Source organism: Pontibacter sp. YIM B11418, assembly GCF_059278805.1.
The window spans coordinates 676,192-701,483 of the sequence record NZ_JCAEMH010000002.1; the positions used below are offsets into that span (position 1 = coordinate 676,192).

Consider the following 25,292-nt stretch of genomic DNA (forward strand, 5'->3'; position numbering starts at 1 on the left):
TGTGGTCGGGTGTTATACATGGAATTAAAAAAATAGGATCATGGCTTATAATGAATCAATAAATAACAACGCTAAGGCAGGTAAACAGATGCTCATCGGTTTACACCTTGGAAATGGATACGGCTCTCAGCCGGGAGCCTGGCGTATGCCGGGAGTTGACCCCAAAAGTTATACAAGTTTCGATGCGCGTGTTAAACAGGCTCAAGCAGCGGAGCGTGGTAAGTTTCAGTTTATATTTTTGCCGGATGGCCCTGGTGCTATCCTATCTGATCTGGAAACCGAGTCGCCTAGTTTTAATCTTGATGTGATGCTCACCCTTGCAGCTGTCGCACGCGAAACCAGGCGTATTGGGTTAGTCGCGACGGGTTCTACCACATTTAACGAGCCTTTCAACCTTGCCAGGCAGTTCAAGGCCCTCGATGTGATGAGCCATGGTCGTGCGGGATGGAACGCAGTTACATCAAGCGGTGATGCTGTCGCAGCAAACTACGGAAAAAGCATTCCGTCCAGTGAGGAACGCTACGGGCGGGCGCGTGAGGTCATCCAGCTCATCCAAGCACTTTGGGGCAGTTGGGGAAAAGATGCATGGGTACATGACCAGGAAAGCGGACAGTTTGCAAATAAAGAGCAGATCGTTCCCATCAATTTTAAAGGCAAGTTTGTAGGCTCACGCGGGCCGCTCTACATTCCCCCATCGGAACAAGGCCAACCCATAATCTTTCACGCAGGAGGCAGCCCCAATGCGCATGAGTTGGCGGGTCGCTTCGCCAATGCAGTCATTGGAGCGGCGTTTACCATGGAAGATGCACGCGCTCAACGTAATGCTTTCCGGGAAGCGGCAAAGCGTTACGGTCGTAACCCTGACGAGATCAAGTATATTCCCGGCCTTATGACCACCATTGCCAAGGACAGACGCACGGCACTAGATCGCAGAATCAAACTCACAGGAAGCCTCATCCCTCAACGGGTAGCGTATCTTCAGCAAATGCTTGGCATACGCCTTGACCTTATCCGCCTTGACGAACCGCTCTCAAAAGAGCAACTGGACGCAGCGCGCCCATCGCCTTATGACCCTCGTTCCCGCCATGCCCTGAAGATCGCAAAAGAAGGGTGGAGCCTGCGTGATATAATCGCCCATGGGGTGATTGATTATCATCCCGTGATTGTAGGACCGGGTATTGAGGCCGCCGATCATATGCAAGCGTGGTTTGAAGCAGGTGCCGCCGATGGATTCTGGATTTCTCCCGACATTAACGAAGATGGCATTGATGCCTTTGTGGATGAAGTGGTTCCTATTCTACAGGAACGTGGGCTCTTCCATCAAGATTATGAAGGCAAGACCTTACGCGAGCATCTTGGTGCTCCGGATCAGTATGGTGTTGACCCTCGTGTTTTGAAACGGGGCAAAGACAGCATCGAGAAATAAGCTATAATTCATCATTAAAAATAACCAACATGAACATAGGAGTAATTGGAGCCGGCGTGATCGGCAAGACCCTGGCAAGAAAGTTTAGCACAGCTGGACACAACGTGACACTAGCAGATGCCAGAGGTGTGGCAAGCATTCAGGCCATTGCTGACTGGGCAAACGTAAGAGCTATAGAGGTAGAAGATGTTGCAACGGATGTGGATGTACTGGTCGTATCCATTCCGTTTGGCAATATCCCTGACCTGGTAAAAACACTGGAATGCAAAATAGCCGATCATGTCGTGATCGTGGAGACGACCAACTTCTGGCCCAATCGGGATGCTACAGTCGAGGCCGTGGAAAATGGCATGGTGAACAGTGTATGGGTGCAGCAGCAGTTCGGTAGACCGGTTGTAAAAGCATTCAGTAATATTGGCGCTTACAGCCTGGCGGTAGAAGGAAGACCCAAAGGAAGTAAAGACAGGATTGCGCTGGCCGTGTCGGGTGACGAGCAAAGAGCAAAAGAAGTGGTGATGGGCCTGGTGGATGATGCCGGTTTCGACGCCTTAGATGCCGGACTATTAGAAGATTCTTGGCGTCAACAGGCGTGCTCCCCTGCCTATTGCACCGACCTCACTCTACCTGAGCTAATTAAGGCCCGGGCAGCAGCCGAGAGAGAAACACTACGAGAAAAGCAAGACTTGTTATTTAGCAAAATGCAGGACATTGGCGAAGACTACTTTAAAATCATTTTGTCAGGAGATTACCCGGAAGGATTCGTAGATCATGCAGTAGACATTGTTAGGGAGATCAACAACATGCCTCCAAGAAAGCATAATACGTTAAGTTAATAAGGAAACAGTTTAAAAGAGATACGATATGAAAATAGGAATAATCGGAACAGGTGCCATCGGAAGTACGATAGCCAGTAAACTCTCTGCTGCAGGGCATCAGGTAAAAGTTACCAACACGAGGGATATGGCCATACTTAAAGAAATTGCTACTAGTTTAGGTGCAGAGCCTGCTACCATCGAAGAGGTGGTGAAAGACGTAGAAGTCATTATTTTCTCCATTCCTTTCAAGGCTTATAAAGACCTGCCAAAGAATTTACTTCAGGACGTACCCCAGGAAGTCATTATCATGGACACCAGTAATTATTATCCATTTCGGGATGGTGAGCTTGCTGGCTTAGAAGGTAAGACAGAAAGTGAGTACATTTCTGAAATCCTAGGAAAACCTGTTATCAAAGTGTTCAATAATATTTTGGAGTACACTCTGAAGCACAAAGGCAAAGCAACCGGCGAAGAAGGTAGAATAGCTATATCGGTCGCTGGCGATAACGAGGCACATAAAAAAGTAGCCGCTCAGTTGGTTGACGCGCTGGGTTTTGATACCGTGGATGCAGGCAGTTTAGCCGAATCCTGGAGACAAGAACCGGGAACTCCTGCTTATTGTACTGAACTAAATGCAGCAGAACTAAAACAAGCACTTGCTGCAGCCGAAAAAGGGAAAGGTCCTGCAGCCAGGGATGCTGTAATGCAGAAATTTCAGAGTCTAACGACGTTTCCTTCTCACGAAGATATGGTTGCTATCAATCGTTCGGTTGCCGCTGGAAACCTGCAGTAGCTATATTTGTTTTTGTTTAAGTCTGAAGAGCTACTATCAGCTTCTTTGTGTTGATCTCAAGTGCTGATAATAGCTATTTCAGTAAGCATACCGAACTCCTACTGAACCTGGAGGCCACGAGAAAAGCCCCAAGAGTAGACATAATTAATCAACTAGCTGGTTAGTAAATAGCTATGCCCGGTAAAGAAGAAGTAATAAGAACTAAGATAGCATTGAATACGATGGATCATAAAGAAATAGCCTATTCCATTTTAGAACTTGCCATTGTTTCGCAGGGGGAGACCATACAGCAAACCCTGCATAATTCCTTGGCATTGGCTAAAGAAGCGGAAGCGCATCACTATAAGCGCATTTGGTTTGCCGAACATCATAATTCTGATAATATTGGTAGTAGCGCCACATCACTGCTCATGGGTTACGTGGCTGAAAACACAACCACCATCCGGGTAGGTTCAGGCGGTGTGATGCTTCCCAATCATTCGCCTTTAATTGTAGCCGAACAGTTTGGCACCTTGGCGCATTTATACCCTGGCCGCATTGATTTAGGTCTCGGAAGGGCGCCTGGCACCGACCAGGCAACTGCTCGTGCTATCCGGTCAGATTTTATGGAAGCTGCTCATTCCTTTCCCCGGGAAATAGAAAAGATCCAGCAGTATTTTTCCATAGAAAATAAAACTGCCAAAGTAAGGGCTCCCATTGCCGAAGGTACATCTGTTCCTCTGTATGTATTGGGCTCGACTACCGATAGTTCACATATAGCAGCTGAAAAGGGATTGCCTTACGCTTTCGCCAGTCATTTTGCATCCACACATTTACACAACGCCCTGCGAATCTATGAACAGGAGTTTAAGCCTTCCGAGTTTTTAGAAAAACCCTATACCATCGCCGGAGTGAATGTTCTGGTTGCTGATACCGATGAAGAAGCCGAAAAGCTATTCACGTCACTGATTCGAATGTTTGTGGGGGTGTTAACTGGATCCCGTGACCCATTACAGCCACCAACTGAAATGACTGAAGAGTTGAAAGGAGTATTGCAACATCCAACATTACAGCAAATGCTCAGATATTCTTTTGTAGGTAGCAAGCAAACAGTAAAAACGCAAATTCAGGAATTTCTGGAAGATACAGGAGTGGATGAATTGATAACTGTATCCACCATGTACGATATAAATGACCGCCTGAAATCTACCAGACTCTTTGCAGAAATTATGACGGAGCTAAACGACCACGGGTAAGAAGCGGAAAACATTATCTATTAACCTTTTAGAAAAGAATGGGCTGTTGTATTACTGAGTTAAAGCTTTAATCAAAACAATTACCTCTGCTCCTATTATACCCCCAGAAAATCACTTAAGGGGGTAAGATTGTTGTTGATAATGTTCGATAATTCAATCCTATGGACTATAAAAAAGCCGGTTCAGGTATACCTGAACCGGCTTTTTTATAGTCCATAGGTTACTCTTAATCTGCTTCCCTCCTTTTCTATCTGCTGAGCACCAGCGTATACTTTCCTGATCTACACGACCTGAATACCAGCGCTTAAATTTGCTCAACAAAATCTAGAAAGACTTTTTTATGCAGTTCAAGATCCAAATCAGGAGATAGTGAGACACGGGCAATATAATCTTTGTCGTCTTCTTTCGTCGTTCCCTGCGTGGATGTGGCGGGTATCGTCCAGTAACATCCTTTCAACTGCCCATAACTCACACAGTATTTACTTTGATGAGGAATCTTTTCGATCATTAAATTGATCAATTTTAAATTTAACGCTCTTTTGTAAGATTCCCTTTCTTCATCCGTCTCCCCTTCTGTAGGAAGATCCAGTGAAAATACGGATGGCGTAAATCCTTCTTTAGCCAGCTCATCTGAAACAAAATTGATTTTCGCCGCTGGTAAAACCTCTTTGATAAAATTTACATACGCTCGTGTGTTCTTATAAGCATCAGCTATCCGTTGATTCATGGAAGGCAGTTGCTCTGCCAGTATCTCCATCTGAAGATCTGTCGCCTCGTTGTCGCAAAGGATTAAGTGCTGTTCTATTTTTTCCATCAAAGCATCTGCCTTTGTGTTTGCTACACAGTAGCCGGCTGTAACTTTTCCGCCACTCGGAAATTTCGATCCGCTAGCATAGGAAATGGTCCTGATTGTTGAGAGTATTCCGTCTTCACTCGCAAACTGTACATTCGGGCAAAAAGTCTGATCTAAGATAAAAACCGGATCAATAGCAACTTCACCGGCTACGGTTTTACGCTTCTTACTTAAAACATCTCTTAATTTAGCAAGATCAGGAACTTCGACCCTGGGGTTTGTTGGAATTTCAGCGATGATGTAAGGGACAGCATCCTGGCTGGCAATTTTATCAAGCACAGTATCGATACTTTGAACCATATCATGCTCACCATCAACCAGTAAGTCCACTATATCGACATTATCCAGACAAGCAGCTACCCGTCTGGCTTGGTCGTTCGTTCCACCATAGCAATTGGGAGGAACAATAAATTTGATAGCCTTCCCTTTATGATTTTCCAGGGCCTCGTGCACCAGCCCCATCATGATCGCATACTGCATAGACAGCCCGGATGAAGCAACCAACGCCTTTGATTTGGTTCCGGTGATCTTTCTAATTGACGCTAAGACACGCGCTTTGTTGATCTCGACGTCACGCTGTTCATACTCGGAAGATGGTTTTCCTACCAGCTGCTGCAAGGCAGAAAGACAATCGGCCGGGGTCATGGCAATGGTCTCTCTTCTTCGCACATGCTGAATCTCGGAGATATAGCGCCCGTTTTGTTCACCATTTACCAATAAGATACTCCCAAATCGAGAATGAACCTGAATAAAAAAGTCAATATTCGGGTTGCGATCAACGTTACCAATTTCATCTTCTTGTGAAACGAAAATAGTACTGCCGTTAAATTCAGAGACCTCTTCTACTTTCTCAACATGCGTTACGTCAAATTTATACCCGTAAACATGCTTTAGCACTTCAGCATCGAAAGCGTCAGGTAACTCACCGGTATAAACGATTTGGGTGTGCTTATGATCCAGCAGGTTTTTTCTCAGAACAGCCAAGATTGGAGCCGTCTTCGATGAAAAACTGATTACATTTTCTGGCTTTAAATTGTTCAGCTTAGCAATAGTCCATTCCAGTACCGAAGATAGTGGATGGCCTAACCGAATGTAATCGAAAGCTGTGGGCAATGCGGTGAGTGCTGATGTATCAGAATTACCGTCTTTAAATAAGCTTTCAAACTGCTCTAAGAATTGGGTTTTGGCTAATTGTTCATTATAAATATCCAGGCGATGGGTCGTTAACTTCAACCAGTCAGCTGGCCTGTTTCCTATGACATCTTGTATATAATTAAGCACTTTATTTCCTTCCATAATTTTCCTCTTGAGATAAGCTTATAATATACAAAGTAGAAGAAAATATAACTTCCTGCCTAGTTTTAATATGGCGAATAGGTTACTAAGCCAACAAACTATTTATTCAGGCGCTCTCAACATAATAGGGAGTATTCGCAAGATCTCTCAAAAGGAAGGGACAAGTTTAGTCTTCGGTTGAGGGTAGTTGATCAATTTTATCATCATGTTTAGAGGCATCGCGTTTAGCCTTTTTTGCCGCGACTTTAAGAGACTCCTGATGTTTTTTCCTCTCCAGGAATTCTTTCTGGCGCTGCTTTTTCTGTTGGTCTTTTGCTCTGGTACTCATAAGCCAATTTTATTTTACAGTATCTAATTTTTAACCCTGCTGAGTCTTAATTCCTGTTTTATTCTTTTGTATACGCTTAAACGAATTTAAATTATTTTCTGAATTATACCTTAGCAGTGCCACTCCGCATTTTGTGATCTTCTCCAGAGCGCAAACCGAAAAGCAAAAAAGCTGACTCAGCAGAAAGACAACCACTAATAACTGAAAAATATCAGTTGTCACCAGGTTTCTTATACCTGATGCAATCATATAAATGCTGATGGGGCCCACATACAGGACACTATGCCAGTGCTAAACCAATTAAATTGATGGCAACATGTACTTTGCTATGTTACATGTTACGCCGGAAGTTGAGCAAGTAGCTTTCTAGCTTAATTCAGAAAATATAAATAACAATTGTATTGCACGAACAGGGTAATAAGATTCGGGAGGCAGGATGAAAGGTATGAGTATTCAACACTTTATACTAATTGCTTAAAGTTGCTCTGTCGCATGCTTTCTTACGTTCAGGTTCTCAGTTACAACCTGGCCATCAAACAGATTAATTATGCGGTGCGCATATTCTGCATCGGAAGGCGAGTGTGTCACCATCACAACGGTTGTACCTTGTTCATTTAATTCGGAAAGCAGCGCCATTACTTCACGGCCATGCACCGAATCCAGATTACCTGTTGGTTCATCGGCAAGTATAAGACTCGGATTGGACACCGTGGCGCGTGCAATAGCTACCCGTTGCTGTTGACCACCGGATAACTGTTGGGGGAAGTGTGAGCGGCGGTGCGCTATACCCATGCGTTCCATGGCTTCTGTTACACGTCGCTCTGTTTCAGATTTGGAGCCCCCCAGGTATACCAAAGGTAGGCCAATATTTTCTTCCACAGTCAGCTCGTCAATCAGGTTAAAGCTTTGGAAAACGAAGCCCAGGTGCTGTTTTCTGATTTTAGCTCTTTGGCGCTCACTTGCTTGGGCGATCTCCTGACCTGAGAACAGTAAACTGCCGGATGTGGGGTTATCCAATAGACCCAGTATGTTCAACAAGGTGGATTTGCCACAGCCCGATGGTCCCATAATAGCAACGAACTCCCCTTTTGCAATCCGTAAATTAACACCAGCAAGGGCAGTAGTCTCCACAGTATCCGTTACATACTTCTTCTGAATGTTCTCGGTCTCAATGATTAGTTCTTTGTTGATCATGTTGGTGGGTTATTAAATGTTTAATTATTTTCTTAGTCTTATTTCGCGCTGAATACATAAGTAAAAGTCCTGAAGGTTTGAATTGGTCTTCAAACCTCTACCATGACTAATTTCATGTTTCATCCCATTTCTATTTAATCAATTCAAGCCTGTCGATGTTGCCGTAACTTTCATAGGAGGACAGCACCACTTTTTCGCCAGGTTGCAGGCCATCTATTACTTCATAGTACTGCGGGTTCTGTCGTCCGAGCTTGATAGGCCGCTTCACAGCGAAATCTCCAGAATCATCTATCACAAATATCCAATTACCGCCCGTGCTTTGATAGAACCCCCCGCGCGGTATTAAGACTGCCTTGGCTCCATCGTTTAGGTTAAGTTTTAGCTGTAATGTCTGTCCACGGCGTATACCTTGAGGGGCACCATTCAGAAATTCCATATCCACTCTGAAAGTATTGTTCTGCACTTCAGGAAACAGCTTCGCCACTTTTACCTGATGTGATGTACCATTTAAATCAAAGGTGCCTGTGAGGCCAGGGAAAATGCGTGATATGTAATGCTGATCGACGTTGGCATTCACTTTATACCCATTCAGGTCATCTATCTGGCCTATGTTCTCTCCCGGCGATTTGGACTCCCCTACTTCTGCTGTTAAGGTGGAAAGCTGACCGGCAATAGGTGCAATCACATATAGATTATTAAGGGTACCTCTGGCCATGTTAATGTTTGCCGTCATTCTCCTGATGGACTCATCCAGCTGGCGTAGGCGCTCTTTCATCAGTTGAGTGTCCTGTTTCACGGAGCGGTCTGCCAGCGCGCGTCGCTTGCTCTGGTACTCATACAGGTCTTTAGATGCTTCATACTCTTCCTGCGATATTACTTTCTCAGCAATCAGGAGCTTATTTCTGTTATAAGTTCTTTTCGCCAGGGCTAAGTTGTATTCAATCTCAGCTAATTCATTCTGCTTTCGAATCAGGTCCTGCTTCATAGAGATTTCAGAATTCTGGCGCTCGTTCATCAGGTCGTAGAGCTGTGTTTCACGCGTCATAAAATCTATCTGCAGGGTAGTATTGGAAAGTTTTAGGATAGTATCACCTTTCTCTACCATGCGACCGTCATCTGTATAAATCTTCTCCACGCGGCCGCCTTCTGTTATGTCAAGGAAAAAAGACTTGAGTGGCTCTACTGTTCCGTCAATGGCTATGAAATCCTGAAACAACCCACTTTGTGCCGTTCCAATGGTAACACGGCTGGTATCTACATTTAATTTTGAGGTATGATCTGCGAAAAGCAGGTTGTAAAGCACAGTTATCAACACAAGCGAAGCACCAGCTATTAAAGCAATTTTTTTTGGGGTGAATTTCTTTTTCTCTAAAACGCGGTCCATGGTAAACGGCTTGGTTAATCGTGTTGGTTCTGCTCTGCCAATTAATATGCCACAACAAATAAGTAGCTTATTATCAATTGATTGTTCACAATAATAGTAAACACTGGTGTGTATAGTGTGCGTTACCGTACAGTAGAGTGTCTACTACCGTACAACTCTAAAATCAATACAGAAGGTTAGCCTATACCTAATCTACCCTCAAGTTCTTTACCGGGTCAGAAGTTGCCGCTTTGATAGCCTGCATACTGATGGTCACAAATGCCAGGAAGGCTGCTACGATTCCGGCTACCAGGAATATCCAGACAGGTACATCAATGCGGTAGGCAAAATCCTGTAGCCAATTCTGCATCGCATACCAGGCAATCGGAAAAGCAATGAGAGCGGCCACAACTACCAGCTTCAGAAAATCTTTGGATAGCAAAACAACGATGGTTGACGTCTCGGCACCAAGCACCTTACGGATGCCTATTTCTTTCTTTCGACGCTCTGCAGCATAGGCAGCCAAACCAAACAGACCCAGGCAGGCGACGAAAATGGCGATGGCTGTAAAAATGGTCAGCAGTGATTTCAGCTTATCTTCTGCTTTATACATTTTTTCGAAGTTGTCATCCATAAAAATATACTCCATAGGGTAGTCAGGCGAGAATTTGTCCCAGACACTTTGGACATGCTCTATAGAACCGCCTATATTTTCAGTATCCATTTTTACGGCCACTTTCACATAAGCTCCAGGGTATATTTGCAGTACCGTTGGATCTACTTTATCATACAAACTCTTAAAATGGAAGTCTTTTACAACACCGATCACTTTTCCTTCCCTTAAGGAATCTTGATTATCCCAAGTTGGCCACATCAATGTTTGCCCCAAAGCTTTTTCCGGCGTTTCGAAGCCTAGTTCTCTTACGGCCGTTTCGTTTATCATAAAAGCCTGATCAGCATCTGTTTTAAAGTCCTTTGAGAAAGGCCGGCCGGCTACCAGTTTTATATCCAGTGTGTTTATATAGTTGAAATCGACCATCAACAGCGTCGTAGCGTGTCGGACCTGCTCTCCGTTTCGAGGCACGATGACGCCATCACCTGCCGTTGCATCACCCGGGAAACCATAGCCCATCGAAACGTCCTTTATACCTGCCCCTTTCAGTAACTCGCTTTTAAACGTTTCATGGTTGGTGAACAGATTATCTCCTCTCATCTGGAAAAACATGATCTGCTCCCTGTTAAAGCCAAGGTCTTTGTTGTGCAGGTATCCTACCTGCTTGTAAACGACACTGGCACTAATGATCAGGAAAATAGACAAGGCAAACTGTACCACAATCAACCCGTGACGCAACCACTGGATTCTACCTACAGTACTGTCAACCACAACGGCGCTTTTCAGAACTTTTACAGGCTGAAAACCGGATAAAACCATTGCCGGATAAAGCCCAGCCAGAATACCAACCACCAGTGTCAGGCCAATCAACAGTAAGAGCAGGGATGGGTTCGTGAATACGTTGAAGTCCATTTCCTTACCTGTGAAGGCATTTAGAGAAGGCAGAAGCAAGGAAGTGAGTGCAGCAGAAAAAATGACACTGATGAGTGTCAGCAACACGGTTTCGCTAAGGAACTGTAACATTAACTGGCCTCGGCTGGCACCTATGGCTTTTCGTACGCCCACTTCTTTGGCGCGCTGCAAAGACTTGGCCGTTGCCAGGTTCACAAAATTAAAACAGGCAATGAGTAAGATAAAGATGGCTATAACACTGAGTGCCTTCACATATGTAATATTACCCTTAATCGATTGGTCAAACTTAAAACCTGCAGAATACAGGTATACTTCGTTCAGGGGCTGTAGGAACGGCAGGTATTTAAATGGCTGATTCGTATCCTCATCAATTTGCTTTGCTACTATACCTCTGAATTTTGATTGCGCCAACTGTGGGTCAGCTCCCTTTTTCAACTTTACATAGGTATAAAACTGCTGCCATCCCCAGGATTTCATTCGCTCGGTGGGTAGCTCCGCTGCTGCCATCGGAAGCACAAAGTTGACAGGTAAGTGGAATCTTTCCGTGGTACTAAAAACGCCCCTTACTATAAAGGGCTCTTTGTCTATGGACACTTCCTTACCGACAGGGTTTATGTCTCCGAACAACCGCTCGGAAAAAGCATCAGAAATAACGATGGAGGAGGGATCTTCCAGGGCTTTTTCGGGAGAACCATACTTGAAGGGAAGCTGAAATATGTCGAAGAATTCAGTATCAGTAAAGAAGCGTCCTTTTTCATAAATACTCTTCTCCCCCACTTCTACCAGGTTGTTTGCATCAAACTGCAGCATCAGGATGCGTACAACTTTCTCTACTTCCGGTATGCTTTCCTCTAAAGTGGTTCCGAACATGGGTGGAACAACCGCCAAAACAGAACCTGCTTCCTGGGCTGAGATATCATTGTACACACGGTATACCTGATCCCCTTCCGGAAGAAATTTATCGTATTGCAGTTCATCGTGTACAAACAAGCCGATCAGCAAACAAGCAGTTAAACCTAAAGCCAATCCGGCAATGTTAATAATGGTAAAGCCCTTGTGGCGAAACAGGTTTCTGTAAGCGGTTTTGAAATAATTTCTAAACATACGTTGATGGCTTAATAGTTCTGAAGTTCATTTATGGTTTTGATAGCGCTGGTTTAAGGCAAACTCTCATTATCAGAACAAATGCCAAAACCACATATACCTCATTATCAACGTATTACTCATAATTATAAGACTTCAGTGTGCAGAACCGTGCGATCAGTGTGCGAAAACGTACATGTCGGAAGTAGTTATATGGTTATACTCTCTCTAAATCAGCGTATTATATTAATGGCATAATTGTAGTTTATTCCGTTTTTATATACTTTTCCATTGCCAAACACTTTCGCGTATGCAATTAAAGAGGGCTTCTATTCTGGTGGTTGATGACGACACTGATGTACTGACAGCTGTCCGGCTGTTGCTAAGGCCGCAGGTACAGGAAATTGTCACCGAAAAAAACCCGGAGCATATTCCTTCCATCTTAAAAGAAAAAGCGTTCGATCTTATCCTGCTGGACATGAACTTCGTCAGTTCCATTAACACTGGCAACGAGGGTTTATTCTGGCTAAGGAAGATAAAAGAGCTGAAACCTGACACAGCCGTTATTATGATAACCGCTTATGGCGACATCGACCTGGCTATACGCTCTCTGAAGGAAGGCGCCTTTGACTTTGTAGTGAAACCTTGGCTCAACGAAAAACTGATCGGTACCATCCAGGCTGCCATTTCCGCTAAAGCCAACGGTACTAAAACATCCGGTCTTGAGCGCTCTTCTACTATACCTGCCTTTGATTTACTGGGCGAATCCGAAGTAATGCAGGCGATTTTTTTTAAGATCAGAAAAATAGCCCCAACAGATGCCAACATTTTGATGCTAGGCGAGAACGGCACTGGCAAGGAACTGGTAGCCAAAGCTATTCATCAACATTCGCTACGTGCCGATAAGCCCTTTGTGAAAGTGGATGTAGGCGCGCTGACAGAATCACTATTTGAATCGGAATTGTTCGGGCATAAAAAAGGCGCTTTTACAGATGCCAAAGAAGATCGGCCCGGCAGGTTCGAAACTGCAAAAGGTGGAACAATCTTTCTGGATGAAATAGGCAATATATCCCTGCACCAACAGTCTAAACTGCTCAGTGTGTTGCAGAACAGGCAGGTGATTCGGGTGGGTACTAATGAGCCGATCGACATAGACGTACGCCTGCTTTGCGCAACCAATATGTCACTGGCAGATCTGGCGAATAACGTACATTTCCGAAAAGATCTTATCTATCGGATCAACACTGTGGAGATAACTATTCCGCCGCTCCGCCAGCGAGGAAACGACATTATTCTGCTGGCAAAGCACTTTATGAAAGTGTATGCCACAAAATATATGAAACCAACGCTTGAACTGTCTAAACCAGCACAGGAAAAGCTGCTGCGTTACCATTACCCGGGCAACGTACGGGAACTTCAGTATGCTATTGAACGGGCCGTGATTATGGCAGACAGCGCATTGTTATCTGCAGAAGACATTCTTTTCTCACCAATCGAGACAGCCCCTCTTATGGAAGAAACTGTAGCGGAAACAAACCTGGAAGAACTGGAAAAAACTACGATCAACCGCGTGTTGGAGCGGCATGGCGGCAACATGACGAAAGCCGCTAAAGAATTGGGTATAACGCGCACCGCTCTCTATCGCCGACTGAATAAGTATGAGCTTTAACAGTTACGAATCAAAGCTTTCCCTGCGGGTAGCACTATTAGTGATTAGCCTGAGTTTACCGGCTTTATTGCTTCTAAAGCAATGGACAGAGGCGCTTGTATTTACACTTCCTGTTATCATTTTCCAGGTATACGAACTGATTCAGTTTCACAAACGGGCACAAGCAGAATTTCAGCAATTCATTCAATCCATCCATTACCGCGATTTTTCTATTTTCTTCGACGAGAACCATGCCTCTTCAGATCTGAAAATACTTAGGCATGGGTTCAATGAGATTAACTCTACTTTCAAGACCATCAGCCTTGAAAAACAAACGCAGTATCAGAACCTGCAGAAAATAACCGAGCTAATAGATACCGGCATTATGACGTATGCGCTTGGTAGTGGTGAAATTTTGCTGATGAACGAATCCCTTAAAAATCTGCTTCACGTGCCTCACATGAAATCGGTACATGCGCTCGAAAAAAGGGATTTGGGCTTATACCTGGAAGTGCAGCAATTGCAACCTGGACAAACGAAGATAGCCGCCGCCCATACCACTCAACGAGATAAGAGAACTATTAAAGTACTCATATCCGCTGCTACCTTCCAGAATGATGGAATAGAGTATAAATTGGTCGCTTTTCAGAATATAAATGAAGCACTGGACGAGACAGAATCACAGGCGTGGCAAAAGCTGCTAAACGTGATGACGCATGAAATAATGAATTCAGTGGCGCCAATTTCTTCACTGGCTGATACATTGAAAAACAGGTTGCAGCACTCTATTGCCGCTGGTATCAACCAGAATGACGTGGAAGACCTTGAAATAGGTATAAGTACGATTAAACGCAGAAGTGAAGGCCTGCTGAGATTCGCTGAAACGTACAGAAACCTGAATAGGATAACCACGCTGAATTTAGATAAGGTATACATTCGGGAGCTGTTTTCGAACCTCTCCCGGTTAATGCAACCAACGCTCGCTCAAAAAAACATCAGCCTGGAAGTCAATTTAAAAGATCAGGATTTAGCCCTTCTGGCAGATCCTAACCTGCTGGACCAGGCGCTGATAAATCTGGTTGTAAACCCTATCGATGCCGTGAAAGACAGTATGGATCCTGTAATAACTCTATCAGCTTTGAAGGCTTCGAATGGAAAGGTTGTGATAAGGGTATCCGATAATGGAAAAGGCATGTCAGAGGAAGTTCAGGAGAAAATTTTCATTCCTTTCTTCAGTACCCGAAAACAAGGTAGCGGCATCGGCCTTAGTTTGTGCAAGCAGATCGTCATGCTACATAACGGCACCATTCAGGTACAGTCTGAAGAAGGAGAAGGCACCGTATTTATACTTCGTTTTGGATAAGGTTAGCTCTCAAGACATTCCCGGAGTAGTGGGCAGCCAGGTATACGGCACGCAGTGGGGGTTAAACGAGTTGGAGCTGATCTGTAACAACATAAAGAGCAGATTAAAGCTCTCCTTGGTAAACTAACCCCACCAGGGTATGAAAGGCAATATTCGGTACCTGTGCAGAACCTCCTCCCAATAAAGAGAACTGCGCCCAGGCTGCTGTTAGTTTTGCTTCCGGCCGGATAAACCAATGCTCCGTAATTTTCAGTTTAGGGCTAACGGCGGCTTGAAAACATACACCTGAAATATGATAACCACCCCCTAATAAGCTGTTCACCGGAGTGATCGGCTTCCCTCTTACGTTCCCTTCCGGGTGGCCCACCACTATACCTAAGCCAAGCTTAAAAAGAGATGGGTTATACCTATATGGCAGGTCTCTGCTTACCATGGCCATGTTATACCCGTGCGAAACCTCGAAGTGCTCTATTTCGGGTGGAGGATTTTGAAGGTATAGTTTATGGTGAATTAACTCCAGTGACCATTGTTGAAAACCTAGCCGGTATGCATAATATGGAGAACCTTTCCATGGCTTTGTACGGTAGCGGGCCTTAAAAGAAATGTCGTTTTCGCCGGGCTGCTTTATATTCAAGTGCATCGGTAAACTCCAGGCTGTGCCGGCAAACACTTCACCTGAAAATACTTGAGCACCGCATTCAGATATAGGTACCATGTAAAGCAGAAGTGACAGACAGAACAAGTAACTGAAAACCTCCCTCCTTCTCATCAGCAAATAAAGTAAAGTGCAGCACTACATTTCTAACGAAGTGTGGTCACTACAGTTACTTAGCGCATCATTCGGAAATAGCTGGAAGCGCATGACGGATCGGAAAAATTAACTGTTTCACTATTGTCCTGGCGATTTTTCCACCGTCAACCTCGATGAGCGGTCTTTTGGAAGCCTAAATAGCTGTTCAACACCATCTACTTCCGAGCTTCCCCTAATTTATAACACCCCTTCTGGTACAGAAGGGGTAGAAGTGACTGAATTCAAAGGAAAAGTGGGGTTTCGCCCAAGCAGTTCAGGAAAGAAATGGAGATTTTTTAAATTCCTAAACACGATATGGTCTTTGTTGCTACCTGCCTGCGCAGTTAGACTCATAATTTGTAAACCTACTGATAACCAGCTAAGCTGACAAATCCTCAAAAATAAACTCCATCGTATAGAGGTGGTATTCGGGCTGGGTTATACCGGCTACATAAAGCAGGTTATGCTCCTGGGTATACTTGGCTTTGTAGGCATCGTCGATTAGCAGGTTCAGATCAGTGTCTTTCGTCTGCTCTCCTCGTACGTTCAGCACGCTTTGGCCATACTGGATCTGCCCCACACCCTCTTCTATGAAAGCTGAGAACCAGCTTTTATTACTCTTGGACCAGCTACGAGCGAAAACTCTTCCCGCCACTTCGACCATCCAGATATTGAGAAAAGTTTCGCGCGTTACCCCACCCTTTATACCTACGAGGGTAGAAAGGCCCAGATAATCGATAAAATCAGTTGGAAATTGCTTTTGCTTCATTAGAGGTTTACATACTAACTACCGGGCGCTTGCCACCTGCCCTTGCCTTTTCTCGTTTTTAGGGCGGGCCGGATACATGAAGTTTCGCACGTCTTTCATGTAGTTCAGGCTACCGTTGGTCAGGTTGCTGAGCACAATGATGGAACTGTGGTCGTTGGGGTTACGCAGGAAGTAGGTGTTGAAGCCATGCCACAGACCACCGTGGTACACGACCGTGTCGCCGCTTTCCAGCTGCTTGATCCGCCAGCCGTAGCCATAGGATTCATCCCGCTTATTGAACTTTCCAGTTGGTGAAAAGGCCTCCTCCAGTGTTTCGCGCTTCACCAGCTTTTGAGTATAGAGTGCCTGGTCCCACTTATACAGATCCTCTACAGTCGAGTACATGCCCTTATCGCCCAGCACGGTGTCCTGGTAGTCGGGCTGACGTTTGCGCCGCCCGCCGATGTGACCAGAAGCCACCTTACCAGTTTGGGCAACCAGTTCATGGTTAAAGGTATAGGTGCTGTTCATTTTGAGCGGTTCGAAAATATGCTCGCGCATAAATTCAGCAAAAGGCTGCCCCGAGGCTTTCTCCACGACGGAGGCCAGCAGCGCGTACCCTGTGTTACTGTAACTGAAGGTGCGGTCAGGCCGGTAGTAGATCTTGGGTTTGTGCACAGCCATCATGCTCAGCACATCGTCATTGCTCAAATCCACCTTGCGGTCGGGCCATAATTCATCACTAAAATAGGTATAGTTAGGCAGACCGGAGCGGTGTGTGAGCAGTTGCCTGATGGTAATGCCACGGTAAGGGAAGTCGGGGATGTATAGCTGCAGACTGTCGTCGTAGCTCAGTTTGCCCCGCTCCTTCAGCATCATGATGGCTACGGCCGTGAATTGTTTTGAAACAGAGGCGAGTTGAAATACGGTCTGGGTACTTAGCGTGTCCTTGGTCTTGAAATCAGCATAGCCAAAAGCGCCGCGGTAGATGATCTGGTCATATTTGGTCACGAGAACGGTACCGTTGAAGCCCTTTCTTTTGTGCAACTGCGTAAAAAGGGAATCTACCTGCTTGCCAAGTGTGGTGGCGACTGTAGGCGTAAAGGTTTCGGGCGCCTCTACGTGCAGTTCACAGTCCTCCTCAACGATAAGCTCTTCATTTTGAGAGCAAGCACTGAAAGACAGAAACAAAGCGCACGCCACTGCGCCCCGGATTAAAAGCGACTGAATGTTACTAAATGCCATACCTGAAATATACCAACAAGGGAAATGAGCTTTAAATATAAAAGAAGAGATCGGTTTTCCCAGCACCCTCACCTAAAGAAATTTGTATTTACCCGGCAGCAGCCCCATAACATAATCTATAGGCAGAAGTATAAATAACTATACCTGTTGCTAAAACTAAGAAGGCTATGTCGGTGCCCTTTTACATACTGCTATTAGTGCTCCTGACCACAACTCCAGCCCAGAAAGACGCTTACAAAGCGCAGCGTGAACAAATGGTGGAGCAACAGATCAAGCGACGGGGCGTTAGCGACAAAGCAGTATTAAACGCTATGCGCTCCGTCCAGCGGCATCTCTTTGTCCCTCCCTCCATCGCAGCCGAAGCCTACACGGACGGCGCTTTGCCTATTGGGCATAAGCAAACCATCTCACAGCCTTACATAGTGGCCTTCATGACCCAGGTGATTGAGCCCACACCCGGTATGAAAGTGCTGGAGATCGGGACCGGATCGGGCTACCAGGCTGCCGTGCTAGCTGAGATCGTGAAGCAGGTATACACCATCGAGATCATTCCGGAACATGGAAAAATGGCCGCAGCGCGACTCAAGCAACTGGGCTATGAAAACGTAGAAGTAAAAATCGGCGACGGCTACGCGGGGTGGAAGGAGCATGCACCTTTCGATGCGATCGTGGTAACGGCTGGCGCCGAGTCTGTCCCCCCTCCGCTGTTTGAGCAGCTCAAGGAGGGTGGCCGTATGGTGATCCCTGTCGGGCCGGTATACATGACCCAAACACTCAAACTGATTCAAAAGAAACGCGGCAAAGCCGTCATCCGAAACTTAATGCCCGTGGTGTTTGTGCCGTTCACCAGGGAAAAACAGAGATAGCGTATACCTATCCGGAAAGTAAACGGCCCGCCCATTGGGAGCTGCCAAATCTTAAAAAATCATACCTATACCTGCAAAATTGCGTAAGCGCTATATAGCAACTCAAAAATCATAGCTCTATACCTATGTCAATTTCGTATTCTATTCAAAATCATTTCATACATCAAAGCTTACACATGCAGAAAATTCTACTTTCCTTCCTGATCATTTTACTCACTGTGTCTTCAGCAGAGGCACAGGTCGAGCCCGACACCACCTGGCGTCGCAGCTTTGCAGGTGGTATAAACCTCAACCAGGCTGCTTTTAGCGACAACTGGAAAGCGGGCGGCATCAGCTCTATCGCCTTTAACGCCAACGTGGATGCTCACGCGGATTACAAACTGGGCAAAACTTCCTGGGACAATGCCGTGCAGCTACAGTATGGCATGCTCAAAAACAAGGGGGAAGAACAGCGCAAGAGCATCGACCGTATCTTTCTCGATTCCAAGTATGGCTACGCGATCTCCTCTGACTGGAATACTTTTGTGTCGGCGAACTTTCTGTCGCAGTTTACCAAAGGCTATGAGTACGATGTGGATGCCGACGGTACCGACCGCCTGATCTCTAACTTTCTGTCGCCTGGTTTTCTGACCTTTGCATTGGGAGCTGAGTATAAACCAAACCCTTACTTCTCGCTCCGCCTAAGCCCTTTTGCGCCCCGCTTCACGTTTCTGGCAGATGATAATGTGGCAGCGAATGAGCGCTACGGCGTACCGGAAGGCAAGAGCGTGCGTACGGAATGGCTCGCCGCAATGGTGCAGGCAAGCTACAACCGCGACATCTTCACGAACGTCAACCTGAGGCTGAACTACATGTCCTATATCAATTACAAGGAGCTGTCTGGTAAGCGCATCGATCACATGTTCAACTCCGTGCTGACAGCCAAGGTAAACCGCTACATCAACGTCAACATTATGGCGAACTTCATCTACGACTACGACCAGGATAGCGCTGTGCAGTATAACCAGTCACTGGGTTTGGGCATCCTCTATACCATGCAGGGCTTTACGGTAAACTAATCTACCAGTCCGGTAAATAGCGAGAGCACCCTAGTATTTCCGGGGTGCTCTCACTTATTTAAAAGGTATAGATAATCGAATTTGCTGTTTGTCTCTCGGTAGACCAGATTATGAATGCACCTTTTTAGGTATTTCACTGCAGGGGCCTTCGTAGCGCACGAAGATGTGAATGTAGAGCGATCGCGACCATCTGAAAATGACAGGCAACAGGCCGACCACCACAGCAGCTACCACCCCGATCATCATGGCCATCGTGATTTCTTTTACAAACAGGGACAGGATAAGGAGCGATACAACGAAGATGGCTACATTAAAACCGAAGCTAACATACATGGCGCCATAATAAAAACCGGGCTCTGGTTCAAACTCCTGTCCGCAGCAGGGGCAGTTCTCGTGCATGTCGGCGAATTTGGTGGTATAGAGGCCCCCCTTGAACATTTTGCCCTCACGGCAGCGTGGGCATCGGTTAAAGAATATGCTGTATAAAGCGGATTTTTTCTGGCTCATGCTGGTTCCTTGTCTGATGTAACAACCTTCTGCCCAAAGGTACGAAATTTAGAAGGAAAGCGCACCAGCGAGCTGGATTTCCGACTTTAGAACTCCACTATAAACCCAAGTGTTGGCACTAGGTTACCATCGTCGTTTTTGAGGATGACAGGTATAGCATTGCCTCCGTCCAGGCGCAGCGGATTGCCGTCTGTGGTGGCAAAGCCGGTGTTTTCCTCGTTGCGTTGGAAGGTATAGCGGTCGAAGCCCGGCGTGTTGCTGCCCAGCATATTGGCTATGTCCAGAAACAGGTCGAGGGTGATGCGGTTGAAATTCCACTTTTTGTCGATGCGCACATCCAGCTGACTGAACGGCCGCAGGCGCTCTGAGTTAAGGCGGGTATAGTCAAGGATTCCCACACCCAGCGAAGCGTAGTTGCGCTGTGAGGCCTTCAGATCGAAAGGCGTGGCAGGTGCACCGCCCGCATAGCGGTACTTGGCTCCAAACTCCCAGTTGCGCGGCAGCTTCTTGCCCAGCAAACCAGAAGCCAGGTGGCGGTAGTCCCAGGCGCTGGACACATAGCGGCCATCGGTGCCCGCAAACTCACTCACCACATAGGTATAGGACAGCACACCGAATACCGTTCCTGTCAGCTTTTTCTGCACATAAAACTCAGCTCCGTAGGCCCTGCCCTTTCCGGAAGTGCTCACCGCTTCGTTGCCAATCGACCCGAAATCACCTCCCTGGTTAGCCAGCGAAATGCCGTCGCGCAAGGAAACCGGGTAATTGTTGTAGTCTTTATAAAAGCCCTCTACGGTAAAGCGCAGATCTTCGCGTGGCAGAAATTCGGTACCCAGCACGTAGTGGATCGATTGAATGTATTCGGCAGAACGATTGAGAAAATCATTATTTTCCTGATAACCAAGCACGGTATAGGTAGGCAGTTTGTAGTAGGTACCCCACGAGCCGTTGATCGTCCATTTGTCGGTGAGCAGGTATGAGGCCGACAGGCGCGGCGAAAGTGTTTTCAAGGGGTTGCGCCCCTCGTCGGTAAAAGAGTTCATGTCGGTGCGAAGACCAAACGACAGACCAAGCCGGTTGTTCAGTACCGAGCGCGATACCTGCCCAAAGGCGCCATACCTGAAGAAGTCGAGATTAGCATCATAGTTAACCGTAACAGCAGGCTCCACCAAATTGCCATTCTCATCACGTACCTCGTTGCGGATCAAACTGAAGATGTCGTTGGTGAACTGCACATACTGACCAGATACCCCGTAGGCATACTTGAAACCGTTCTGGTACTTGTTCACATCCAGCCGCAGTTTGTTCTCGGTTTCACGTGAATTTGATTGGAGGGTAGGTTGCGGAGTGCCTCCCTCCTGTGCCGCCTCCGTCTTCTCCAAGTCAATGTTAAAAGCGTTTCTGCTCAGCGCCAGGTTCACGTAGCCATCATTAACGAGTCGCTTCATCGCGACGCCGGTTGTGTAGTTCCATTGGTTGTTGGAAGGTATAGAGCGCAGAATGTACTCGCTTTCTGGCGTGCTTTTGCGTGGCACCCCAAAGGCAAACTCGTCAATTGCACCCACCCCGATAAAGGAAAGCGAAGTTTTGTTGTCGATCTTATGGTCTACTTTGTATTGGAAATCCCAGTAATTAGGCCTGATGGGTAAGTCGAGTAACTTAAAAAGAAACTGCAGATAGCTGCGGCGAGCGGACACCAGGTAGGTAGTTTTAGGGGAAATCGGTCCTTCCAGCGTGGCCGCGAACTCTGAACCGCTCAGGCGTACATTGCCCGAAAAACGCTCCGGGTTACCGTAGCGTTGTCTGAACTCAAACACCGAGGCCAGGGCATTATCGTAACGGGCGTCGAAAGCGGAAGAACTCACTTTCAGATCCTCGATAAATGACACGTTCAGTATACCTGTCGCGCCGCCGGCACTGCCCTGCGTAGTGAAGTGGTTGATGAGCGGGATCTCGATGCCATCGAGGTAATACACGTTTTCGCTTGGTGCGCCGCCCCGTATGATCAGGTCGTTGCGACTGCCCCCGCCTGTGCCGCTGGTGGCCACACCCGGCAGCACCTGCACCACTTTCGAGATGTCGAAATTACCGCCCGGGTTGCTGCGGATCTCCTCTGTGCTCAGGCTCTGCACCGACAGCGGCGTCACGATATCGGCGATGGCTGCGCTCTGCCGGCGCCGCGCTACCACTTGCACCTCGCCCAACTGACTCGATGCCGGCACCAGCTCAAAGTTGATGATCTGGGCATTGCCCGACGTTACGTTCACATTGAATTTACTCAGCTGCTGGTAGCCAATATAAGAGCTCTGCAAGGTATAGCTTCCCAACGGAATGTTATCGATCCGGTAGGCGCCATTCTCATTGGTAACAGTGCCCAATTGTGCACCCACTACCTGCACCGAAACCCCGATCAGGGCCTCATTGGTATTGGCATCGCGCACAATACCTGTTATCACTCCCGATTGTGCAAAGCTGAGTGTAGGTATAAAAAGTAAGAAGAATAAAAATAAACGCATGGCTGAATAAACTACATGATATCGCAGGTATTACACACTTGCACCTGAAATGTTTTGAAAACACTATATATTTTTAGTCGCTAGATTCTCAAGGCTTCACACCCCAATACAAGCCATTAATGTCTAAACACTTAGCGTTTATTCTTTCCCTTGAAAAATCACAGTTCGGTCACAAATTGTCGTAGCCTGTCGGCATTGAGCACGGCATTGCCCAGGATAGTGTTGTTAAAGAAAACCCATACCTCCCTACCGTCTTCCAGCCAGTCTTTCACCATGTAGGCGTAGCGTTCCAGCTTCTCGTCGGAGTAGGACGAGGCATACATTTTCTCGTCGCCATGCAGGCGCAGGTATACCAGGTCGGTGGTCGTCACTTCGGTGCCCGGAAATCGCTTCCCGGCATTGGCGATGACGGTGGTGATGTTGAACTCGCGCATCAGCTCAAAAGACTCATCTGTAAACCACGACACATGCCGGGCCTCCAGCGCAAAGGTCTGATTCGGGTATAGCTCGCGCAAGGTACGGTAAAAATCGCCTGCTATACCTTTGTCGAAACGGAAACTGCCCGCGATCTGCACCAGTACCGGCCCCAGCCGTTCGCCCATCAGCAAGTAGCGCGACATGAACTTTTGCAGCGGCTCCTCTATATCCTGGAACTTGCGCCTGTGCGTGATCTCCTGGTTGAGTTTGGGAGCAAACTTAAAATGCGACGGTGTCTGTGCCAGCCACTTTTCAATGGTTTTGGCCATGGTGAAGTGGTAAAAGCTGCTGTTGATCTCGGTGCAGTTAAAGCGGGTGGCGTAATGGCTCAGGAAGTCCGCCGACTTCAATTCGGGTGGGTAGAGCACTTCCCGCCAGCGGTAGCTCCAGCCGGAAGTGCCGATGTATAGCTTACTTAAATCCGTCATGCAGCCACCTTATGCACCCAGCGGGAAGTTGAACACAAAGGCCGTTCCGTCTGGCGTAATGCCGTCCAGCCGCACCATACCGCTTCGGGAGGCTGCCAGCGATTTGCTGATGTCAGCCAGGCTACTGACAGGGCGGCCATTCACGCGCGCGATCACAGTACCCTCCGGTATACCTGCCGAATCGAAGAAGCCGCCGGGCTCCACTTTTGTGACGTATACGCCTTCGCTCAGGCGGTACTGCTGCTTCATGCGGTCCGTGAGCGGGGCGAAACTGGCTCCCAGCCTGGCTTCCAATCCTTTGGCGCCGTTTTCGGTTACTGTTTCTTCTTCCTCGCCCTGTAAGGTAACGGTGGCTTTGCGCTGCTTGCCATCCCGCAGCAGGTTCAGTTCCACTTTGTCGCCGGGGTAGTAGCGGGCAATACGCTCAGATAGTTCTGCTGAGGTAAGCACGTCATTGCCGTCTATACCCTGAATGATGTCACCTTCCTTCAGACCGGCCTTCTCGGCGCCACTGCCCGGCTGCACGCCCATGATGTACACGCCGCTCACCTTACCCGGGTCGATGCCGCGCGAACGCAACAGCTCGTCTTCCACAGCCGGCACCGGGAAGCTCACACCCAGAAAACCGCGACGCACCCGTCCGAATTTGCGGATATCGCCCACAACTTTCTGCATTAGGTTAACAGGTATGGCAAAACCATAGCCGGCATAGCTGCCCGTTTGAGAGGCAATGGCCGTGTTAATGCCCACCAGTTGGCCGGAAGTGTTCACCAGCGCGCCACCCGAGTTGCCCGGGTTGATGGCTGCATCCGTCTGGATAAAAGACTCAATGGCGGTGTTGGCCGCCTGCGCCGGATCGACATAGCCACCCTGGCTTGGTCGGTTCAGGATGCCGATGCTCCTGCCCTTGGCGCTGACAATACCGGCAGTTACCGTTGAGTTGAGCGTAAGCGGATAGCCCACCGCCAGCACCCACTCTCCTACCTGCACCTTGTCAGAGTCACCAAGCGGCACCACCGGCAGGTCCTCTCCCTCCACTTTCAGCAGGGCCAGGTCTGTGCTGGGGTCTGTACCGATCAGCTTCGCCTGGAAAGAACGGCGGTCGGGCAACACCGCTATAATACCGGATGCCCCTTCTATCACGTGGTTGTTGGTGGCGATGTAGCCGTCTTTGGAAATCAGCACCCCCGAGCCCGAGCCCCGTACCGGCGTATTCTGTTGGGGCATCCCGAACTTCTCATATATCGGGTTACGGCTGGTTTGCCCGGCTTCGTATTCGGTTTTGATGTGCACCACGGCAGGCGTCACGCTGGACGCAGCCGGGACAAAGTCCGGGTTGCCAGCCGAGGACGCCGCTGGTAGGGCAGTAGAATTAGAATTATTGTTGAAGTTCCCGTTTTGCACAGCCTCGCCCTCGAAGAATTTATACCCCACGATGGCGAGCACGGCAGACAGGATGGCAATTAGAAAGGTGCCGACAGCTTTTCCCATAAATATTGACGTTTTACCACTTGCTTTACCGATTATCATACGACCGGGTTGGCTGAAAGGCAGATTAGAGTTCATAATGTTTTGTTTAATAGCTACATGATGGATGGCACGGGCTATACCTGAAACGAATCCGGCACCCGCACTCTTTACTATGTACTCTTTAAAAAAGCGCATGGTTTACAACTTAAATCCTGTTGCTGTCCGTAAACAGTGGGTCGGAGGCTATTAAGCTTATACCTACCTA

General features: G+C 47.3%; 20 protein-coding genes. 8 read left to right on the plus strand and 12 right to left on the minus strand.

The genetic code is table 11. The features are described 5' to 3' along the window. Nucleotides 1-40: 40 nt before the first annotated feature. The 4 genes from AC4QZR_RS07400 to AC4QZR_RS07415 all read left to right on the plus strand — a co-directional run bounded on the left by AC4QZR_RS07400 (nucleotide 41) and on the right by AC4QZR_RS07415 (nucleotide 4,269). Nucleotides 41-1,426 carry an NtaA/DmoA family FMN-dependent monooxygenase gene (locus tag AC4QZR_RS07400; protein ID WP_494480320.1) on the plus strand — a complete coding sequence of 462 codons (1,386 nt, stop codon included), beginning with the start codon at nucleotides 41-43 and terminating at the stop codon, nucleotides 1,424-1,426. Continuing rightward, a complete protein-coding gene (locus AC4QZR_RS07405) occupies nucleotides 1,423-2,259 on the plus strand; it encodes an NADPH-dependent F420 reductase (protein ID WP_494480387.1) in 837 nt (278 codons plus the stop codon). Before AC4QZR_RS07400 ends, AC4QZR_RS07405 begins: the two co-directional genes overlap by 4 nt. A 28-nt stretch (nucleotides 2,260-2,287) precedes the next feature. Continuing rightward, a complete protein-coding gene (locus tag AC4QZR_RS07410) occupies nucleotides 2,288-3,034 on the plus strand; it encodes an NADPH-dependent F420 reductase (protein ID WP_494480321.1) in 747 nt (248 codons plus the stop codon). 173 nt (nucleotides 3,035-3,207) lie between these two features. Next, nucleotides 3,208-4,269, plus strand: coding sequence for an LLM class flavin-dependent oxidoreductase (locus AC4QZR_RS07415; protein WP_494480322.1), 1,062 nt, complete (start codon nucleotides 3,208-3,210; stop codon nucleotides 4,267-4,269). A 304-nt stretch (nucleotides 4,270-4,573) separates the two neighbouring features. Here AC4QZR_RS07415 and AC4QZR_RS07420 read toward each other — a convergent pair whose 3' ends face one another. From AC4QZR_RS07420 to AC4QZR_RS07440, 5 genes are all read right to left on the minus strand, one after another. Beyond that, a complete protein-coding gene (locus tag AC4QZR_RS07420) occupies nucleotides 4,574-6,418 on the minus strand; it encodes a PLP-dependent aminotransferase family protein (protein WP_494480323.1) in 1,845 nt (614 codons plus the stop codon). A gap of 166 nt (nucleotides 6,419-6,584) precedes the next feature. Beyond that, the gene (locus AC4QZR_RS07425; protein WP_494480324.1) at nucleotides 6,585-6,746 is read right to left on the minus strand and encodes a hypothetical protein; all 162 of its coding nucleotides are present in this window, start codon (nucleotides 6,744-6,746) and stop codon (nucleotides 6,585-6,587) included. A 474-nt stretch (nucleotides 6,747-7,220) separates the two neighbouring features. After that, complete coding sequence (locus AC4QZR_RS07430) at nucleotides 7,221-7,940, minus strand: ABC transporter ATP-binding protein (protein WP_494480325.1); 720 nt, start codon at nucleotides 7,938-7,940, stop codon at nucleotides 7,221-7,223. Nucleotides 7,941-8,070: 130 nt separating this feature from the next. Then, nucleotides 8,071-9,324 (minus strand): efflux RND transporter periplasmic adaptor subunit, encoded by a 1,254-nt coding sequence (locus AC4QZR_RS07435; protein ID WP_494480326.1) that lies wholly within the window; start codon nucleotides 9,322-9,324, stop codon nucleotides 8,071-8,073. 187 nt (nucleotides 9,325-9,511) lie between these two features. Then, nucleotides 9,512-11,932: an ABC transporter permease gene (locus AC4QZR_RS07440; protein WP_494480327.1), complete on the minus strand. Its 2,421-nt coding sequence runs from the start codon at nucleotides 11,930-11,932 to the stop codon at nucleotides 9,512-9,514. Between the two features lie 289 nt (nucleotides 11,933-12,221). On the opposite strand from AC4QZR_RS07440, the gene AC4QZR_RS07445 reads away from it, so the two are divergent. Together AC4QZR_RS07445 and AC4QZR_RS07450 are read left to right on the plus strand one after the other, a co-directional pair. Then, nucleotides 12,222-13,580 (plus strand): sigma-54-dependent transcriptional regulator, encoded by a 1,359-nt coding sequence (locus tag AC4QZR_RS07445; RefSeq protein WP_494480328.1) that lies wholly within the window; start codon nucleotides 12,222-12,224, stop codon nucleotides 13,578-13,580. Further along, nucleotides 13,570-14,922, plus strand: a complete 1,353-nt coding sequence (locus AC4QZR_RS07450) for a sensor histidine kinase (RefSeq protein ID WP_494480329.1) — start codon at nucleotides 13,570-13,572, stop codon at nucleotides 14,920-14,922. The genes AC4QZR_RS07445 and AC4QZR_RS07450 overlap by 11 nt, the downstream gene beginning before the upstream one ends. 103 nt (nucleotides 14,923-15,025) lie before the next feature. On the opposite strand, the gene AC4QZR_RS07455 is transcribed toward AC4QZR_RS07450, so the two are convergent. From AC4QZR_RS07455 to AC4QZR_RS07465, 3 genes are all read right to left on the minus strand, one after another. Further along, entirely contained in the window at nucleotides 15,026-15,562 is a 537-nt protein-coding gene (locus AC4QZR_RS07455) for a hypothetical protein (protein ID WP_494480330.1), read from the minus strand. Nucleotides 15,563-16,091: 529 nt separating this feature from the next. Continuing rightward, nucleotides 16,092-16,481 (minus strand): DUF2255 family protein, encoded by a 390-nt coding sequence (locus tag AC4QZR_RS07460; protein ID WP_494480331.1) that lies wholly within the window; start codon nucleotides 16,479-16,481, stop codon nucleotides 16,092-16,094. 18 nt (nucleotides 16,482-16,499) lie between these two features. Next, the gene (locus tag AC4QZR_RS07465) at nucleotides 16,500-17,705 is read right to left on the minus strand and encodes a serine hydrolase domain-containing protein (RefSeq protein WP_494480332.1); all 1,206 of its coding nucleotides are present in this window, start codon (nucleotides 17,703-17,705) and stop codon (nucleotides 16,500-16,502) included. A 167-nt stretch (nucleotides 17,706-17,872) separates the two neighbouring features. On the opposite strand from AC4QZR_RS07465, the gene AC4QZR_RS07470 reads away from it, so the two are divergent. Together AC4QZR_RS07470 and AC4QZR_RS07475 are read left to right on the plus strand one after the other, a co-directional pair. After that, entirely contained in the window at nucleotides 17,873-18,571 is a 699-nt protein-coding gene (locus AC4QZR_RS07470) for a protein-L-isoaspartate(D-aspartate) O-methyltransferase (RefSeq protein WP_494480333.1), read from the plus strand. A gap of 176 nt (nucleotides 18,572-18,747) precedes the next feature. After that, the gene (locus AC4QZR_RS07475; RefSeq protein WP_494480334.1) at nucleotides 18,748-19,629 is read left to right on the plus strand and encodes a DUF3078 domain-containing protein; all 882 of its coding nucleotides are present in this window, start codon (nucleotides 18,748-18,750) and stop codon (nucleotides 19,627-19,629) included. A gap of 108 nt (nucleotides 19,630-19,737) precedes the next feature. On the opposite strand, the gene AC4QZR_RS07480 is transcribed toward AC4QZR_RS07475, so the two are convergent. The 4 genes from AC4QZR_RS07480 to AC4QZR_RS07495 form a co-directional block, all read right to left on the minus strand. Next, the gene (locus AC4QZR_RS07480; protein WP_253403460.1) at nucleotides 19,738-20,136 is read right to left on the minus strand and encodes a DUF983 domain-containing protein; all 399 of its coding nucleotides are present in this window, start codon (nucleotides 20,134-20,136) and stop codon (nucleotides 19,738-19,740) included. Between the two features lie 86 nt (nucleotides 20,137-20,222). Continuing rightward, entirely contained in the window at nucleotides 20,223-22,652 is a 2,430-nt protein-coding gene (locus AC4QZR_RS07485; RefSeq protein ID WP_494480335.1) for a TonB-dependent receptor, read from the minus strand. 158 nt (nucleotides 22,653-22,810) lie between these two features. After that, nucleotides 22,811-23,557 (minus strand): DUF72 domain-containing protein, encoded by a 747-nt coding sequence (locus AC4QZR_RS07490; RefSeq protein WP_494480336.1) that lies wholly within the window; start codon nucleotides 23,555-23,557, stop codon nucleotides 22,811-22,813. A gap of 9 nt (nucleotides 23,558-23,566) precedes the next feature. Beyond that, nucleotides 23,567-25,222: a trypsin-like peptidase domain-containing protein gene (locus AC4QZR_RS07495; protein WP_494480337.1), complete on the minus strand. Its 1,656-nt coding sequence runs from the start codon at nucleotides 25,220-25,222 to the stop codon at nucleotides 23,567-23,569. Between the last annotated feature and the right edge of the window lie 70 nt (nucleotides 25,223-25,292).

Bases quoted from the DNA above. Each gene is read 5' to 3' on its own strand.
- AC4QZR_RS07400 (WP_494480320.1), top strand. From the start codon at position 41: ATGGCTTATAATGAATCAATAAATAACAACGCTAAGGCAGGTAAACAG.
- AC4QZR_RS07410 (WP_494480321.1), top strand. From the start codon at position 2,288: ATGAAAATAGGAATAATCGGAACAGGTGCCATCGGAAGTACGATAGCC.
- AC4QZR_RS07415 (WP_494480322.1), top strand. From the start codon at position 3,208: ATGCCCGGTAAAGAAGAAGTAATAAGAACTAAGATAGCATTGAATACG.
- AC4QZR_RS07420 (WP_494480323.1), bottom strand. From the start codon at position 6,418: ATGGAAGGAAATAAAGTGCTTAATTATATACAAGATGTCATAGGAAAC.
- AC4QZR_RS07425 (WP_494480324.1), bottom strand. From the start codon at position 6,746: ATGAGTACCAGAGCAAAAGACCAACAGAAAAAGCAGCGCCAGAAAGAA.
- AC4QZR_RS07430 (WP_494480325.1), bottom strand. From the start codon at position 7,940: ATGATCAACAAAGAACTAATCATTGAGACCGAGAACATTCAGAAGAAG.
- AC4QZR_RS07435 (WP_494480326.1), bottom strand. From the start codon at position 9,324: ATGGACCGCGTTTTAGAGAAAAAGAAATTCACCCCAAAAAAAATTGCT.
- AC4QZR_RS07440 (WP_494480327.1), bottom strand. From the start codon at position 11,932: ATGTTTAGAAATTATTTCAAAACCGCTTACAGAAACCTGTTTCGCCAC.
- AC4QZR_RS07445 (WP_494480328.1), top strand. From the start codon at position 12,222: ATGCAATTAAAGAGGGCTTCTATTCTGGTGGTTGATGACGACACTGAT.
- AC4QZR_RS07450 (WP_494480329.1), top strand. From the start codon at position 13,570: ATGAGCTTTAACAGTTACGAATCAAAGCTTTCCCTGCGGGTAGCACTA.
- AC4QZR_RS07455 (WP_494480330.1), bottom strand. From the start codon at position 15,562: ATGCACTTGAATATAAAGCAGCCCGGCGAAAACGACATTTCTTTTAAG.
- AC4QZR_RS07460 (WP_494480331.1), bottom strand. From the start codon at position 16,481: ATGAAGCAAAAGCAATTTCCAACTGATTTTATCGATTATCTGGGCCTT.
- AC4QZR_RS07465 (WP_494480332.1), bottom strand. From the start codon at position 17,705: ATGGCATTTAGTAACATTCAGTCGCTTTTAATCCGGGGCGCAGTGGCG.
- AC4QZR_RS07470 (WP_494480333.1), top strand. From the start codon at position 17,873: ATGTCGGTGCCCTTTTACATACTGCTATTAGTGCTCCTGACCACAACT.
- AC4QZR_RS07475 (WP_494480334.1), top strand. From the start codon at position 18,748: ATGCAGAAAATTCTACTTTCCTTCCTGATCATTTTACTCACTGTGTCT.
- AC4QZR_RS07480 (WP_253403460.1), bottom strand. From the start codon at position 20,136: ATGAGCCAGAAAAAATCCGCTTTATACAGCATATTCTTTAACCGATGC.
- AC4QZR_RS07485 (WP_494480335.1), bottom strand. From the start codon at position 22,652: ATGCGTTTATTTTTATTCTTCTTACTTTTTATACCTACACTCAGCTTT.
- AC4QZR_RS07490 (WP_494480336.1), bottom strand. From the start codon at position 23,557: ATGACGGATTTAAGTAAGCTATACATCGGCACTTCCGGCTGGAGCTAC.
- AC4QZR_RS07495 (WP_494480337.1), bottom strand. From the start codon at position 25,222: ATGCGCTTTTTTAAAGAGTACATAGTAAAGAGTGCGGGTGCCGGATTC.